Below are 17,110 nucleotides of genomic sequence, written 5' to 3'. Positions count from 1 at the left end.
AGCGTTTTTACCCTTCTAAACTAAGCCCGGAGATATTCCGGGCTTTGACTCTTTATCGCTCCATTGTTACCTTCTTTCCATCATTGGCTAACACAAAAGATTAACCATGGAGTTTCTCATCGATCACTGGCGTTTTGGCGATTCCGCGCCACAACGACATCCTGCTCAATTACAACAGTTACAAGCGGGTGATTGGTATCACTGCCAACGCGATGCTAAAGGGCTGCGCGAGTGGTTACTCGACCAAAATGTTCCCTCTTCGGTGATCGACAGTTTGTTGGCCGAAGATACTCGCCCCCTATTTGAGCAGTATGATGAACAGAACTTTCTGCTGATTTTGCGTGGAGTGAATCTTAACGATAACGCGGATCCTGCGGACATGCTCAGTGTGCGTATTCTCTATTATCACGGCGCGTTGATCTCGACTCGTAAAACACCTTCGAAAGCGATCAGTACCGTGCGTACAGCGCTTGAAGCCGGCCAAGGCCCATCCAATTTGGCAGAACTGATTGTGCGTGTAGTCGATGAACTGAATAAAAACATCGACCTCTATCTCGACCAGATTGAGGAACGCATCACCCAGTTTGATGAAGAACTCGAACTCAGTAATGAGCTGATGCAAACCCATAAATCACTGCTCAAATTGAAGCGTTTCATTAAGCCGCAGCAATACGCATTGGATGATTATCTCAATTCGGAAGTCGCCCTGGCGCAGAGCCAACATTTACGTTTGCGCCACAGCGTCAACACGGTAACGCGGATTAACGAAACCTTGGACTTCTTCTTGAGTGAGCTGGAAATCATCAAAGGTGAACTGCGCCAGTACCATGCAGAGAAGATGAACCAGAACACGTATTTGTTTTCCGTGATCGCGGCAATTTTCCTGCCGACCAGTTTCTTAACGGGTTTGTTAGGCGTGAACGTTGGCGGCATTCCGGGGACTGAATCGCCCATCGCCTTTGGGCTATTTTGCGCAGGACTTGGGCTGATTTTCGGCTTAGAGTTTTGGATTTTGCGCCGTCTGCGCTTTTTTGATAATCAATCGTAAATCGTTACAGGAACGCATCATGTACATCTTTGGCTATGGAAGCCTGATTAATTCTGCCTCACGCCGTTTAACCGGCCAGACTGGGCGTGCCATTCCCGCCAGCGCAACCGGATTGGTGCGCTATTTTGGCAAAATTGATGACAGTTACATTCTTTCACCCTTAGTGGTTCATCAAGGCGACGGGCAAATTAATGGTGTGCTGTTAGAAATTGATGAGGTTGCATTAGCGGAATTTGATCGCCGTGAGCGCGGTTATCAGCGCATCGCGTTAGCCGCGGATCGTATTCACACACAAGAGCATTTTGATCCTGAAAAACCGATTTGGATTTACGTCACCGAGCAGCATCAACCACCCTGTTCACAAAGCCCGATCGTGCAAACCTATGTCGATACCGTACTCAGTGGCTGCCTTGAGTTTTCCGAAGCGTTTGCACGGCAATTTGTCGAGCAAACCTTGGGCTGGCAACATCCGTTAGACAATGACCGTCACGCCCCCAAATACGGCAACTTGGCGGGGGTAAAACCGGAGCAGCATGGGCTGATTGATCAACTGATTGCCGCAGTACGCTAAACGATTCTCACCCCATTGGCGATAACCCGTTGTGGGGTGAGCAATACACTCTCTTCTCCATCTTGCGTTTCCGCGCACAGCAGCATGCAGTGGGATTCTACACCAGCCACTAAACTCGGTTTGAGATTGCACAGTACCACCACTTGTTGATTGAGTAATTGTTCTGCCGAGTAATAAGGTACTAACGCGGTGACGGCTTGCAACATCTGCTCTCCCAACGCAATCTGCACAATATAGTTGCGGGTCGAACGAGGATGAAGCTTTGCCTCAACAATGGTGCCAATACGTAAATCCAGCCGCGCAAAATCATCGTACCCTACCGTCAAAAACGCCGAGTCCATAACTCTTATCCTTCTTAATCATTAAAAACGTTTACACTTTACGCCAATCCCTGTTGAACAAGCGTCATGGCTCACAATTCACTCTTATGTACTCAGTTACAATTGCGCTGTTTTCACAGGGAGCGCTACTATTGCGCCTGTGATAGAGAAGGAATCTTATGGCAACCATAAAAGACGTAGCGCGTGAAGCCGGTGTATCTGTGGCAACGGTTTCACGCGTCATCAACAAATCCCCGAAAGCCAGCCAAGCCTCGATTGATGCGGTGACCAGTGCGATGCACAAACTCGGCTATCGTCCGAACGCCGCCGCTCGCGCTTTAGTCAATCAAAGCACCAATACCATAGGGGTCTTGGTCAGCGATGTATCTGATCCCTTCTTTGGAACTTTAGTCAAAGCCGTCGATACTGTCGCCCACCGCGAAGGAAAACATTTGCTGATCGGCAACGGCTACCACCGAGCGGAAGAAGAGCGCCGCGCGCTGGAACTGCTCATCAACAGCCGCTGTGATGCCTTGGTAATCCACTCCAAAGCGCTTCCCGATGAAGAGCTGATTGAGTACGCCAACGAGGTAAAAACTCTGGTGTTGATCAATCGCCATATTCCTCAGCTCGCCGATCGCTGTATTTCACTCGACAACCAGAAAGGTGCTTATTTAGCAACCGATTTTCTGATCCGTCAAGGACATAGAAACATTGCTTGCATCAGCTCCTCTCATCAAATTGAGGATGCCGATCAGCGTATTGCGGGCTATCAACAAGCCTTGAACGAACATGGCATCACCCTAAGCAGCAGCTATATTGAAAAAGCCAGCCCAGACAGTGAAGGCGGCGAACAGGCGATGACTAACCTACTGGTGAAATCACTGCCTTTTACCGCAGTGGTCGCCTACAACGACAATATGGCCGCTGGAGCCCTGTTGGTACTTGAGGAAAATGGGCATTCGGTTCCTGAACATGTCTCAGTGATTGGTTTTGACGATGCCCTGATTTCGCGCTACTTACGCCCACGCCTGACGACCGTGCGTTACCCAATCCAACTGATGGCAGAAAAAGCCACTCAGTTGGCTCTTGCTTTGGCAACCGATGCACCGCGTGAAAATGATCCGATGATCTTTTCGCCCACCATCGTTCGCCGCGACAGCGTGGCACAAAAAAGAGAGCCTTAAGGCTCTCTGGCTTATTGTGGGGATGACGCTTTCACACGTAAGGTGAGCTGATACTGATAGTACGGCTGAGTGAGCAAAAATTCAGGGTGCACACTTTGGCTCCACGAATCATCGCCGCCCACGCCCATATGCTGCGCATCCAGATTGAGATACCACTTATCGCCCGCCACCAACTCGTTGCTGTGTTTGGCTTTATCCAACATCGTTTGTGAGTAGCGACTGAGCGAGAAGTGAAAATGCCCTTCCACCACCAAAGCGCCCACTTGTAGCTGGCGAGTATCACAACGCAAACCATTTTCGCTCGGGAAAATGTACGGTGTATGCAGCTCATCCACTGTGGCGGTGTATCGCCCCACATGCGCCGATTGCAAACGATCTGGATAATTCTCATGCGGCCCGCGACCAAACCAAGACACTGGGGTTTCTGTCACTGGCAATGCGAGCGTTAACCCCACTCTTGGCAGCGGCGGTAAATCGGCACACACCTTCACCTCAACATTCAGTTCTACCCGCGCATCACCGAAGATTTGGTAACGCCAACGGGTACGGATCGCTAACGCTTGCTGATGGTAATGGGCGACATCGACCACTACTTCGACGCATTCGGTCAAGGTGGTGACTCGCAGATCGTCACATTCCACACGCAGCTTATCTAAGCCCGCCGCATGCCAACGTGCGATCCAGCTGTTCGGGTCAAGGTGCTGCGCTTCGCTGGTACCAATATCGTTATCCAGCACCGCGCGGTAAAAGTTATCGCGCAGCGGTTCACTTAATACGGGCTGGCCATTTTGCCACCACTGCTCCAATAGCCCAGTTGGGCGATGAAACTGCCATTGCTGATTGGCCGCCTCGATGCGTACCTTATCCCCATCTTGCTGCCATTGAGGCAGCGGAGCGTGTGTGATTTTAGGTAACATGCTTCTTCGTGGCTGCAAACACCACTGCTCACTAGCAATACAGTGCCCAGCCTTAGACCAAGGCTGATCTTCACGACACAATAAGACTGCATTGAGGTGGTATTCATGCTCTGGCAACATTGGCAGCGACGCTAAATCCAGCTCGGTTGTGCCACGCGGCGCAATATCGAGCGGCAGACGCTCTTGCTTAATCTCTTGCCCATCGCACAGCACACTGACTACTAATTCCAACGGCAACACCGTAAACAAACGCTCATTGTGAATGGTGAGCTTGGGATAGCTCAGCGAAAACTGGTACGGCTGCTGGACTTTTTTGACTTCATGCAGAGCAGGATGCGGCGTGCGATCTGGAAACAGCAAACCGTTTATGCAGAATTGGCGATCATTAATCGCATCCCCAAAATCACCGCCATAGCCCCAATAGTGGCGCCCCTCGCTATCCCATTTGGAAATGCCCTGATCGACCCAATCCCAAATAAAGCCACCTTGCAGACGAGGAAACTCACGAAACGCCTGCCAGTATTTATAAAACGCGCCCAAGCTGTTGCCCATCGCATGAGCATATTCACACAAGATGAGGGGGCGGTTTTCCTGCGGCAAACTGATCCAATTTTTCAGCGCATATTTTGGAACCGCTGGATGCGGCTGATGCTGATCGACCCGCGCGTACATCGGGCAAACAATATCGGTCGCCGCCGTATTAGCGCCGCCCCCTTCGTATTGCACAGGACGCGATGGGTCGCGCTGTTTCGTCCACTGATACATAGCGTGATGATTGACACCAATCCCCGATTCATTGCCGAGCGACCAAATGATCACACAAGGGTGGTTTTTATCGCGTTCCACCATGCCAATCATGCGCTGCAAATAGGTATTCACCCATTGCGGATCATTGGAAAGTCGGCTCATCGGGAACTGGCCGTGGGTTTCGAGATTCGCCTCATCCACCACATACAAACCGTATTCATCACACAGTTCGTACCAACGCGGATGATTGGGGTAATGGGCGGTGCGCACCGCATTGAAATTATGCTGTTTCATCAATTCAATATCGCGGCGCATGCTTGCTTCATCCATCACATGCCCCAATTCGGGATGATGTTCATGACGGTTCACCCCGCGGATCAACAAGGGCTGACCATTGAGCTTCAGTAGCCCCTGAGCGATTTCTACTTTGCGAAAACCGACTGCCGCACTTTCAAACTCAATCGGCGCGCCATCTTCATCAAGTAAACTGATCACGCAGCGGTAAAGATAAGGCGCTTCATCACTCCACAGTGTCGGAGAGCGAATCGCTAAACTGTGTTCGGTTTTATCGTGCCATGCTCCTTTTTCATCCACCACACGCGGACCGGTATGTAAGGCTTGCGAACGCGCCACGCATTCACCTTGTGCATCGAATAAAGCCACTTGCACTTGATGATGACGAGTCACTTGGCTTAAGCGAGTTTCTACTCGCAATTCAGCGTGTTGATAAAGCGCATCTAATTCAGTGCGGATAAAAAAATCTTCAATCGCAAGTATCGGCTTGCGGTAGAGATACACATCGCGAAAGATGCCACTCAGCCACCACATATCTTGGTCTTCCAAATAAGAGCCATCAGACCAGCGCAGCACCATGGCCACCAACAGGTTTTCACCCTCTTTTAGATAAGGGGTGAGCTCAAACTCGGCAGGCAAGCGGCTATCTTGCGAATAACCGACCCAATGACCATTGCACCACAGATGAAATGCCGAATTGACCCCATCAAACACGATGCGAGTGGACTCGGTTAGCGCTTGTTTTTCCAGTGTAAAACGGTGGCGATAACAGCCGGTGGGGTTATCTTGCGGCACGTAAGGCGGCCGATCCGCAAATGGATATTGGATGTTGGTGTAAATCGGCTTATCAAAGCCTTGCATCTGCCAGTTACTCGGTACAGGAATGTGCGCCCAAGCGCTATCATCAAAATCCGAGTCTATCACCGCAGGTTCAACCGCTTCTGGCCGCTCAAACAAAGCAAATCGCCACTGACCATTTAGAGATTGGCGACTCCCCCCAACAGCCAAACGAGCCTCCTGCTCACTGCGATAACTGTGCAAAGGAACATGGGGCGTACGGCTGTGCCATTTAACGATGTGCGGGGTTTGCCAATCTTGGCTAAGAAGAATATCGGAGAAGTTGCGCATGGCGTCCTCTTGTTCGAGTTGAGCAGCATTTCCTTGCCTAGCCGCCGTCAGTAAGAGAAAAGTCTAGCAGGTTTGTGATTGGATAGACTGTGAACAACCCTGCATTTGTGTAAACGCTTACACCACTATAAAAATTGGCATAGGCGATATTTTCAGCCTATAAAATTGCTTTGCTTTACACTCATAACCATCCGTTGTTATCGCGAGTGCTGTCATCGCTTTGTCACTGACAAGATGTACTTTCTTACATCTTGTCGATTGCAGCGAACGCCCTCCCCCTCTACTTTATTTATTATTGGATTTTTACTCACAATCACTATGTTGACGATTTTTAAAACTTTTTTTGCTTTAGGTTGGGTGAGCTTTGGTGGCCCGGCGGCACATATTGGCTATTTTCGTCATACTTTTGTGGAAAAGTTAGGCTGGCTTAGCGAGCAGGAATACGCGCAGTTTGTCGCTCTAAGCCAGTTCCTACCAGGCCCCGGTTCTAGCCAAGTTGGTTTTGCCATTGGTTATCATCGTGGAGGGCTAGCCGGCGCTTGGGCGGCGTTTCTCGGTTTTACCCTTCCCTCTGTGCTCATTATGCTGCTGCTCGCGGGGCTGAGTAGCCATCTTCTTGATACCCCACTGTTTGAACAGGTGATTCATGGCTTGAAACTACTCGCGATCATAGTGGTGGCCGATGCCTGTTTAACCATGTATCGCAATTTTTGTCAGCAGCGTCTTACTGCAGCATTATGCGTTCTGACTGCGGTTGCGATTACGCTGGCACCCGGTTTACTCACTCAATTTGCGGTGTTACTGCTTGCCGCATTGGTCGGCCAAGCTCGCTTTGCACCACAACAACCACTTTCGACAACCACGTTCACCCCCTCTTGGCTTGCACTGCTGCTCTTTGCGAGTTTATTACTCGGACTGCCACTATTGGCTGCAAGCTCACCACTGGTTGAGTTGTTTGGTCATTTCTTCCAAGCGGGAAGCTTAGTGTTTGGTGGCGGTCATGTGGTTCTTCCCTTGCTGCAAAATGCCTTAGGTGACAGCCTATCGACCGATCAATTTCTGACTGGCTACGCGGCAGCCCAAGCGGTGCCGGGTCCAATGTTTACCTTAGCCACTTACCTTGGTTATGTGCTGACACCAGAAACGCCTGTGGTTGGCGCTTTAATCGCGACTTTCGCTGTATTTCTACCTGGCTTTTTATTGCTACTAGGCGTACTCAAAAACTGGTCGGCATTGGCTCAGCGCCCGAAAGTTGCAGGAGCCATGCAAGGGGTAAACGCCTGCGTGGTCGGTTTACTGCTCGCGGCCTTATATCAACCCGTTTGGAGCAGCACAGTACATGCCCCACTCGATTGGGCTGCATTGTTGGTCGGCTTCTTCTTGTTTAAAGTCATCCGCTTACCCTTGATGGGCATGGTCGCCAGTGCTTTGTTGTTTGGTTTTATCAATGGCTTGATCTAAAACACAGAAAAGCACCGCCCTAATGCGGCAATACGCCAAACCTTGTCTAAACTTATTAAGTAGCTAGTAAGGAAGGCGATGACATGCAAATGCAACCCAAAGTCGGTCAGTTTCGCTATTACCCATCGGTGGGCTCATTGAATACTTACTTTGTCAGTATGCATGAGAAAATCCGGGTGGAATTTCCTGATATTCAGAGAATTTCCTTTGCCCTGTATGATGAGAAACATGACTCAATAAAAACCTACGCTGACAGCTCACCGGTCAGCCATGACTTTGTGCATTACGAGTTTCAACTCTCGGGGTTGCCATCGCTACAACAGATAAAAGAATCAGGTTCAGTACGCATAATTCATGACATGCCTAACCAGTTACAAAGTCAAACACGCCACAATCGCTGGCTGCTAGAGCACCAATACCGTTCATCTTTCGTTCAACCTATATTCCATCACCAAGAGTTTATCGGCTTCTTGTTTTTTAACTCTTCAACGGGTTCTTACTTCTCACCGAATGTGGTCAAAGAGTTGCAACCTTATATTGATTTAATTCAACAAGCTGTATGCAGCGAATACATCTTAATCCATCATCTCATTCAAAATGTAGAGCAGATAGAATCACAATCGCCCGAACATTGGGCGCAACTTAAACAACACAAAGAACGCATTAGCCGCTATGCACATATCATCGCGATTAATATTGCTGAACAATACGCGCTTGATGATGAGTTGATCGAAAATATCAGCCAATTCGCTACCTGCCACGATATTGGAAAACTTGCTCTACCCGTCAACATCTTGCAGAAAAACACAACGTTAGCCAGCAATGAACGTGAACAAGTATATAACCATATCGAATCTGGCGTTACTCTCCTGAATGATGTCATTGAAAAATTAGGAGCACCTCACCACCCTTGTTTAGCGGTGCTCCGAGAAATCGTGGCGTACCATCATGAATTCCTAGATGGCAGTGGGTACCCTTTCGGTCTCACCAGCGAGCAAATTCCCGTTCCTGCGCGCATCATTAGTGTCGCGAATATTTTTGATGCATTGACAACTCATCGCCCATACAAACAGGCGCAATCCATACCACATGCGCTCTTAGAGCTAGAAAAAATGGTGAGTGCAGGGAAATTAGATCGTCACTGCGTAAACGCTCTACGTGAGAGCCAAGAAGAGTTAAAAACGATTATTGAACAGTTTCCAGAATTGGATCCTAAAGACAGTGGTGTAACACACTAATAGAACGAAACTTCTCTTTTGATCTCGGCGACAGATTTACAAGATTTACAATTCTCTACCGCAAAAAGGTTCGATGCGCTGAACTGCTCATGCTATGGTTTACAACAAATTAACATAAAAACAACATAATCCGGAGTTTGAGAATGATCCAGCCGAATCAGTTCAATCACCCTCCTTGTGCTCTCCCACCTCCCAATGAAATGTTACTCCGTTGGGCTCAAGAGCGCCCCAATGAGGTCTATTTAAAACAAATCATTAATCGTAAATTCGTTGAATTTACCTATGCCGAGGTAGCCGATCAGGCATTGCGTCTTGTCTCCGCGTTACGTGCACTAGGGGCTGTGCCGGGAGATCGAATTGCGCTGATTTCCAAAAATTGTGCTGAATGGTTTATCTGCGATTTAGCACTGATGCTCGGAGACTACATCAGCGTACCGATTTTCCCCACCGCAGGTAGCGAAACCATCGATTACTGCCTTGAGCACAGTGAAAGCAAAATCCTCATCGTAGGCAAACTTGACGATAACAAAGCCACCACGCAAGTATTAGCTAGCAGACCAAATCTGCTCAGCATAGCGTTGCCCTACCCCTCTGCCGCTCAATGTCAATATGAGTACCGAACGCTACTCAAACAGCATCAACCCAGCACCGAACGACCCAATCATTTCGATGAAAAAGTGATGTCTTTAGTTTACACCTCTGGCACATCGGGGCTTCCGAAAGGCGCAATGCTGACCTATGGGGCATTTACTTGGTCCGCCCAGCAACTGATTAACCATATTGGGATTGAAGAAGGCGATCGACTCTTTTCTTATTTACCACTCGCCCATATTACCGAGCGAGTCTATATTTTTGGCTCTTCGATTATAGGCGGTGTACCAACTGCCTTTCCAGAATCACTCGATACCTTTATCGAAGATGTCAAAATGCACCGTCCAACCTTATTCATTTCCGTGCCACGGTTATGGACGCTGTTCCAACAGCGCATTCAAGATAAACTGCCACAGAAGAAACTCAATATTCTACTCAAAATCCCATTCATCAACTCACTCATCAAACGTAAGTTGGCCGATGGCTTAGGGTTAGATCAAGCTCGGGTTCTTGGTTGTGGTTCCGCCCCTGTCTCTCCGGCATTGTTAGAGTGGTATCACAGCGTCGGGCTCAATATTACCGAAGCATGGGGCATGACCGAATCATTTGCTTACAGCACCCTCAACTACCCTTTCCGAGCCGATAAGATTGGTACCGTGGGTAATGCAGGGCCCGGCATTGAACTCAAAATTGCGGAAGATGAAGAAATTTTAGTACGCAGCAAAGGCTTATTTGCTGGCTACTATAAAAATGACACCGCAACCGCCGAGAGCTTTAACGATGACGGCTGGCTACATACAGGCGATATCGGATTTATTGATAGTGAAGGCTATCTGACTATTCAAGGTCGTAAAAAAGACACTTTCAAAACAGCGAAAGGCAAATTTGTTGCCCCTGTGCCTATCGAGAAAAAACTGTTCGAGTACAGCCGAGTGGAAATGATGTGTTTGATTGGTTCAGGTTTACCTGCACCAATCTTGTTAGTCATCCCTCACCAGTTCCCAGATTTTGATCGCGCACGTTATGAGCGCACCGTTCAGAAAGTCATTGCTCGAATGAACAGGGAATTGGAATCTCACGAACAAATCAAAGGGGTTTTGATGATTAAGGATCCGTGGAGTATTGATAACGGCATTTTAACGCCGACGCTAAAAATCAAACGCCATGTATTAGAGAAAAAATATCATGATGTCGGCCAAGATTGGCCTAAAGGGCAATTGGTGGTGTGGGAAGAATAATAAGAAGTCGGATCCGTTGATTATCCAAAGTGTATACCCCCAAACAACTCTACAGACTAAAACAAAAGCCCCGTAAGCTTTCACTTACGGGGCTTTTTTAAGCTTTAAAACAAAGAATTACTTCTTCGCGTTACGCTCTTTAACTTCAGCAATTACTTGCTCAGCTACGTTGTTTGGACATGGTGAGTAGTGTGAGAACTCCATAGAGAACTGACCACGACCAGAAGTCATTGTACGTAGAGTACCGATGTAACCGAACATCTCAGATAGTGGAACGTCAGCTTTAACGCGTACGCCTGTCAGACCCATTTCTTGGTCTTTGATCATACCACGACGACGGTTCAAGTCACCGATAACGTCACCAACGTGATCTTCAGGAGTGAACACGTCCACTTTCATGATTGGTTCAAGAAGCTGAGGAGCCGCTTTTGGAATTGACTGACGGAATGCGCCTTTCGCTGCGATTTCAAATGCGATTGCAGATGAGTCCACTGCGTGGAAGCCACCGTCGAACAGTTCAACTTCAACGTCAAGTACAGGGAAGCCAGCAAGAGTACCGGTGTCCATCATAGACTTGAAGCCTTTCTCAACTGCTGGCCAGAATTCCTTAGGAACGTTACCACCAACAACTGTTGACTTGAAGGTGAAACCAGAGTTTTGCTCTCCTGGCTTGATACGGTAATCGATCTTACCGAACTGGCCTGAACCACCAGACTGTTTCTTATGCGTGTAGCTGTCTTCAACTGCTTTAGTGATAGTTTCACGGTAAGCAACTTGAGGAGCACCCACTTCCAGCTCAACGCCGTAAGTACGCTTAAGGATGTCTACTTTGATGTCTAGGTGAAGTTCGCCCATACCTTTCAGGATGGTTTCGCCTGAATCTTCGTCAGTCTCAACTTGGAATGATGGATCTTCTGCAACCATTTTACCGATCGCGATACCCATTTTCTCAGAACCGTTCTTATCTTTAGGCTTAACAGCGATAGAGATAACTGGTGTTGGGAAAATCATCGGCTCAAGAGTACATTCGTGCTTAGGATCACATAGAGTGTGACCAGTTTGAACGTTCTTCATACCAACGATCGCGATGATGTCACCTGCTTGTGCAGATTCTAGCTCGTTACGGTCGTTTGCATGCATCTCAACCATACGGCCAACACGCTCAGTTTTACCAGTTGCGCTGTTAAGAATGGTATCACCCTTCTTAATTTTGCCTGAGTAGATACGAACGAAGGTCAGGGCACCGAAACGGTCATCCATGATCTTGAACGCAAGCGCTTTTAGAGGTGCATCAACAGATACTGTTGCTACTTCGCCAGTTGGCTCACCCGTTGCTGGATCAGTCAGTGGTTGTGGCTCAACTTCTGTTGGAGAAGGCAGGTAGTCAACAACTGCATCCAGAACTAGCTGCATACCTTTGTTTTTAAACGCAGAACCACAGAAAGTTGGGAAGAATGCGAGATCACGTGTACCTTTACGGATACATGCTTTGATTTGCTCAACAGTTGGCTCTTCGCCTTCCATGTAAGCCATCATCAGCTCGTCATCTTGCTCAACAGCAGTTTCGATCATCATTTCACGGTATTCTTCTACCTGATCAACCATGTCTGCTGGAACTTCTTTGATCTCGAAGTTTTCTGGAAGACCTGAGTCATCCCATACGAACGCTTGACGAGTTAGAACATCAACCACACCAACGAATTCATCTTCGCGGCCGATAGGTAGAGTCATAACCAGTGGGTTTGCGCCAAGAACTTTCTTCACTTGCGCAACTACGCGGAAGAAATCAGCACCCATACGGTCTAGTTTGTTTACGAAGATCAGACGAGATACTTCTGAATCGTTCGCGTAACGCCAGTTTGTTTCTGACTGAGGTTCAACACCGCCAGAACCACAGAATACACCGATACCACCGTCAAGAACTTTCAGAGAACGGTAAACTTCAACTGTGAAGTCAACGTGTCCCGGGGTGTCGATTACGTTAAAACGGTGACCTTTCCAGAAACAGGTAGTCGCAGCAGACTGGATAGTGATACCACGCTCAGCTTCTTGTTCCATGAAGTCCATCGTTGAAGCGCCGTCATGTACTTCGCCCAGACGGTGGATTTTACCAGTCAGCTTCAGGATACGCTCAGTGGTAGTGGTTTTACCCGCGTCAACGTGCGCGAAGATACCAATGTTTCTGTATAATGATAAATCTGCCATTGTCTTACTCTGTTAATAAGGTATAAAGTGCGCGCAGAGTATATCACAATCTGTCAAGACTGATACCCCTGCATGCATTTGCTGAAAAAAAATATACCCAAACTACTTAGCGTTGCAGCCAATACAACCGCGCTTTCAAGTAGCAAGGGACATGCACCCGTGCCTATCGCTGAGAAACTATAGGCGATCCTCTAACCGCTCGCGAGGCGCAACCATGATATTTTTACGCTTCGTCTTTTCTTGTCCTTAGCTTTGAATATTCTCAGCGAGTTACAGCTCATCAAAAGCCGCAATCGCATCCGACAATTTCTTCACGCCATGTATTTGCATTCCGGAGATGCCACCTTTCGGCATGTTGGCAATCGGCACAATCGCTTTCTTAAATCCATGTTTAAACGCTTCATTAAGGCGTTCTTGACCACTCGGTACGGGACGAATTTCACCCGCCAATCCGACCTCGCCAAAAACCACGACATCTTTGGGCAGAGGGCGATCGCGAAAGCTGGAAAGTAGTGCCATCAGCAAAGCTAAATCTGCACTGGTCTCCGTCACTTTCACACCGCCTACTACGTTAACAAACACATCCTGATCAGCCATTTGCAAGCCGCCGTGTTTATGCAGCACCGCCAATAATAAAGAGAGGCGGTTTTGTTCTAAGCCAACAGCGACACGTCGTGGGTTAGCGAGTTGTGAGTAATCGACTAAGGCTTGGATTTCCACCAACAGTGGGCGCGTTCCTTCCCACACCACCATCACTGAGCTACCAGAAGTGGCTTCTTCTCCACGAGAAAGGAAAATCGCCGATGGGTTGCTCACTTCACGCATCCCTTGCCCTGTCATCGCAAACACGCCGAGTTCATTGACCGCACCAAACCGGTTTTTATGGCTACGCAGTGTACGGAAGCGGCTATCCGTATCACCATCAAGCAAAATCGAACAGTCAATAATATGCTCCAGCACTTTCGGTCCTGCCAAAGTGCCGTCTTTGGTCACATGACCCACAATAAACACCGCCACATTATTTTGTTTGGCATAACGCGTGAGCGCCGTGGCCGATTCACGCACTTGCGCGACACTCCCAGGGGACGATTGCACATCCGCCACATGCATCACTTGAATCGAATCGATGACCATGATGCGCGGTTTCTCTTGCTCAGCGATTTGGCAAATCCGATCCACATTGGTTTCTGAGAGCATTTTTAGATGCTCTTTCGGCAAACCAAGGCGCGAAGCTCGCATCGCGACCTGTTGCAATGACTCTTCCCCTGTGACGTACAAAGTCGGCATCTGTCCGGAAAGTAAACACATGGTTTGCAGTAGCAAGGTGGATTTACCCGCGCCCGGATTACCACCAATCAAAATCGCCGCACCCGGCACAATACCACCACCGAGAACGCGATCTAGTTCTTTAAAGCCACTGGTGAATCGAGGCACTTCTTGTAAATCAATATCAGCCAAAGTTTGTACTTTCGCTTCAAGGGCTCCCGCATAACCGACCAACCGTTCATTGCGCGCCACCTGCGGTGAAGCCGCTAAACGAACTTCTGAAATCGAATTCCACGAACCACAAGCATTACACTGTCCTTGCCAACGCGGAAAATCCGCTCCACATTCATTACATACATAGGCGCGCTTAGCTTTCACAATCAATCCTCGAACTTGCTCTCACTTATCAGGCGTAATACTTTAAGAAAAAGTGGAACGGCTGCAACATATCGCTAAAGATTAGTATGTTGATGCCGATGCATCAGAATGGAAGACACTTTAACAGAAAAGTATGCAGCAGACCGAAATTCTCTCTCTGGTTGAAAGGCTTATCCCCGTTTACCGTTCCGGTGACCTTGACTACCTTTTGTCGCAAATGACCGAAGGGCAGCCGCCTTCGGCCAAATTATTGGTCAAAATGGAACTGAACCGCCTAATGGCACCTTGTACAAAAAGCATTGATTTACGTGGCAAGGTTCAAGGAGAGTGTCGAGAATACAATTTCGATGGTCGCCAACACTGGCTCGATGATGTGGCGTTCAACTCTTATCAAAAATGCCTCAAGAAATTTGGGGCTTATACCGAAGGGGTTTGGGAAGCGGTCAATAATACCCGCAACAATTTCCGAGTGATGAAGCAACAAGGTAAGCTCGATCCGAAAACGGATCAGCCGAAAGATACGAGTTTTGAAGTTGAGCCGGTCAAACTCGGCTACGATCTCAAACGCCAAGAAAACCGCTTAAAAATCTCAAGCCAGATCGAAATCCATCTGAAGAACGAGCAGTTAGTACACGGTCTGAGTGTTGACTTATCTCCTTCTGGAGCCAAATTAAAAGTGCCGGCAGCATTTGACTACAAGCTGGGCGAGGTGATTCAAGTCTATTTTTCTGACCTGAATAAAACCTCAAACGTGGTTGGACTGCATAAAAGTATCGATTACCGAATTCTCGGCGTCGATGAATCCTATGACAGTGATGCGATTAAATTTCTCCGCGTTCTAAAACTCAGTGAAACGGATGTGATCGAAAAGGTCATTGAGGAAGCCATTCAAACCAATACACAAAAAGCACGCCACGATAACCAAGATAAAATCATCCGCGCACGTACTCGTGGCTATGAGCATATGTATCTTAAGCACACTTGTAACCTACCGCTGTTTTTTAGCGGTAACGAACTCAAGCTGGCTTTGCTCACCGAAAATAACCGCCCCATTTGGCAATACTGGCACGATGAGCGTAATCAACAAGCCCTCGGCACTTTATTCAAACCAGAGCGCATGGCGCATCTTACGGCTCCGGGTGTACGAGGCAGTAATAATGTGTTGTACTCCTTTAAACATGAGCATCACCACAAAACCCTGTTTTTCTCTATGCTGATGCCAGAGGCCACTCAAGAGCAGCGTAAACTGTTTTGGCACATTGGTGCCAAGCGTGACAGTTGGAAAGCTTTTCGTTTGTTTGTTTTTGAGTTGTCAGAAGAAGAACGGCAAGCGTTGGCGCAGCACTCTCGCGAGTTGGCAAATCAATCCAGTGCTCTGACACATTGTGGGGTGCTACAAGAAATCAGTGATACCGAAGCAGCCTGCGATTACTTATTGGTTGAAAAACCCAACCTGCCAAGCAGCGCATTGAATGACTTTCGCCATCCAAGACAAGTTGTTGGTAGCCCGATGGGTGTCTATTTTGACGCACGCTCACGACGTAAAGAGCCACGCTATCGTTTTAGAACGCCGGTGCAAATCAATAAAGATGCACAGAAAGTGTCTGGGGCCACGGTGGATCTCTCCAAACGGGGTCTGAGCCTGATTTTAGATACCCCACTGGACGTCAAAGCCAACGATCAGGTTTGGGTCGATTACCTCGAACTCAAACTGTATGACAAAAATCTTCCGTTAGGGAATGCGCCCTATAAGGTGGTACGCATTGGGCCAGAGGGACGCCGCCTGCAACTGATGATTGAAGAGACATCACAAACTCTCAAGACGATAGCCTTTTTCAATAGCATCATTGAACACAATCAAGATAAGTTGTTGCCCAAAGAAGAAATCCTGCCCAGCAATGCCCTGCTCGAAAGTCTGCATAATATTCTGTTGGACAAAATGGTCAGTACCCCAATCTTCGTTGAGAAAGTTGGCAGTAACCTTAAACCTAAAGTGATTGGGGTAAACTATCCTCTTCCCCCACATCTTGCTCTGTTGGCGAAACTAGGCAGTGAGAATCGTATTACTCTACAGCCAATTTTCAAAGGTCACACCAACACTCTGCTTGCCACACCGATGAAACGGATTGAAGGTGCAGTGCCCCAGTACCATGACGTGTATATCAGCGTGGTGAAATATGGCACTCGCATTCAATCGGTAGAATCTCGTCTGTTGAGCGATTTTACCGACACACGAGATCGGATCCGTTTTATTCAGCAAGGACAAGAGATGGGAGAATTTTACGCACTGCGTGTGAGTGGGGTTCCGGTGTTTGCGCCGATTACTAATTTGTTGCGTAGTGATTTAACTGAGCTCGCTTCGATCAGCCCACATCATGCCAAAAGTTTAGAAAAAGAGATGCTGGCACAAGTTGGGTATGGCGAGCTGGTCGATATTACTGAAGAAGTGTTAATCCGCCTTGAATTGACTCGTTAACGTATTAAAGGGAGGTTTCCCGATACACTGAGCGAACCTATCCTC

General features: G+C 48.1%; 11 protein-coding genes. 7 read left to right on the top strand and 4 right to left on the bottom strand.

All coding sequences use genetic code 11. From position 1 onward, the window contains the following. Positions 1-106 precede the first annotated feature (106 nt). Positions 107-1,048, top strand: a complete 942-nt coding sequence (locus EPB59_RS01860; RefSeq protein WP_095475987.1) for a zinc transporter ZntB — start codon at positions 107-109, stop codon at positions 1,046-1,048. A gap of 19 nt (positions 1,049-1,067) precedes the next feature. Then, complete coding sequence (locus EPB59_RS01855; protein WP_000275210.1) at positions 1,068-1,619, top strand: gamma-glutamylcyclotransferase family protein; 552 nt, start codon at positions 1,068-1,070, stop codon at positions 1,617-1,619. Here EPB59_RS01855 and EPB59_RS01850 read toward each other — a convergent pair. Further along, entirely contained in the window at positions 1,616-1,960 is a 345-nt protein-coding gene (locus tag EPB59_RS01850) for a tRNA-binding protein (RefSeq protein ID WP_154171429.1), read from the bottom strand. The two genes, EPB59_RS01855 and EPB59_RS01850, sit on opposite strands and share 4 nt — an antisense overlap. Before the next feature lie 158 nt (positions 1,961-2,118). Here EPB59_RS01850 and EPB59_RS01845 point away from each other — a divergent pair, with 158 nt between their 5' ends. Beyond that, positions 2,119-3,126: a substrate-binding domain-containing protein gene (locus tag EPB59_RS01845; RefSeq protein WP_019829868.1), complete on the top strand. Its 1,008-nt coding sequence runs from the start codon at positions 2,119-2,121 to the stop codon at positions 3,124-3,126. An 11-nt stretch (positions 3,127-3,137) separates the two neighbouring features. Here the strand turns inward: EPB59_RS01845 and EPB59_RS01840 are convergent, their stop codons facing one another. Further along, on the bottom strand, positions 3,138-6,212 hold the full coding sequence (locus EPB59_RS01840) for a beta-galactosidase (protein WP_154171428.1): 3,075 nt from the start codon (positions 6,210-6,212) through the stop codon (positions 3,138-3,140). Positions 6,213-6,530: 318 nt separating this feature from the next. Between EPB59_RS01840 and chrA the strand changes: the two genes are divergently transcribed. The 3 genes from chrA to EPB59_RS01825 all read left to right on the top strand — a co-directional run bounded on the left by chrA (position 6,531) and on the right by EPB59_RS01825 (position 10,740). Then, complete coding sequence (gene chrA / locus EPB59_RS01835) at positions 6,531-7,673, top strand: chromate efflux transporter (RefSeq protein ID WP_154171427.1); 1,143 nt, start codon at positions 6,531-6,533, stop codon at positions 7,671-7,673. Positions 7,674-7,756: 83 nt separating this feature from the next. Then, positions 7,757-8,911, top strand: a complete 1,155-nt coding sequence (locus EPB59_RS01830) for an HD domain-containing phosphohydrolase (RefSeq protein WP_154171426.1) — start codon at positions 7,757-7,759, stop codon at positions 8,909-8,911. Between the two features lie 143 nt (positions 8,912-9,054). After that, positions 9,055-10,740 carry an AMP-binding protein gene (locus tag EPB59_RS01825; protein ID WP_154171425.1) on the top strand — a complete coding sequence of 562 codons (1,686 nt, stop codon included), beginning with the start codon at positions 9,055-9,057 and terminating at the stop codon, positions 10,738-10,740. A 117-nt stretch (positions 10,741-10,857) separates the two neighbouring features. Here EPB59_RS01825 and fusA read toward each other — a convergent pair whose 3' ends face one another. Both fusA and radA read right to left on the bottom strand, forming a co-directional pair. Beyond that, positions 10,858-12,945: an elongation factor G gene (fusA, locus tag EPB59_RS01820; protein ID WP_000774527.1), complete on the bottom strand. Its 2,088-nt coding sequence runs from the start codon at positions 12,943-12,945 to the stop codon at positions 10,858-10,860. 270 nt (positions 12,946-13,215) lie between these two features. Then, positions 13,216-14,592 carry a DNA repair protein RadA gene (gene radA, locus EPB59_RS01815; protein WP_154173170.1) on the bottom strand — a complete coding sequence of 459 codons (1,377 nt, stop codon included), beginning with the start codon at positions 14,590-14,592 and terminating at the stop codon, positions 13,216-13,218. A gap of 130 nt (positions 14,593-14,722) precedes the next feature. Between radA and EPB59_RS01810 the strand changes: the two genes are divergently transcribed. After that, entirely contained in the window at positions 14,723-17,065 is a 2,343-nt protein-coding gene (locus EPB59_RS01810) for a PilZ domain-containing protein (protein WP_154171424.1), read from the top strand. The last annotated feature ends 45 nt before the right edge of the window (positions 17,066-17,110 follow it).

Source organism: Vibrio metoecus, assembly GCF_009665255.1.
GTDB classification, from domain to species: Bacteria; Pseudomonadota; Gammaproteobacteria; order Enterobacterales; family Vibrionaceae; genus Vibrio; species Vibrio metoecus_B.
This window is presented reverse-complemented; position numbering and strand designations above follow the sequence as displayed.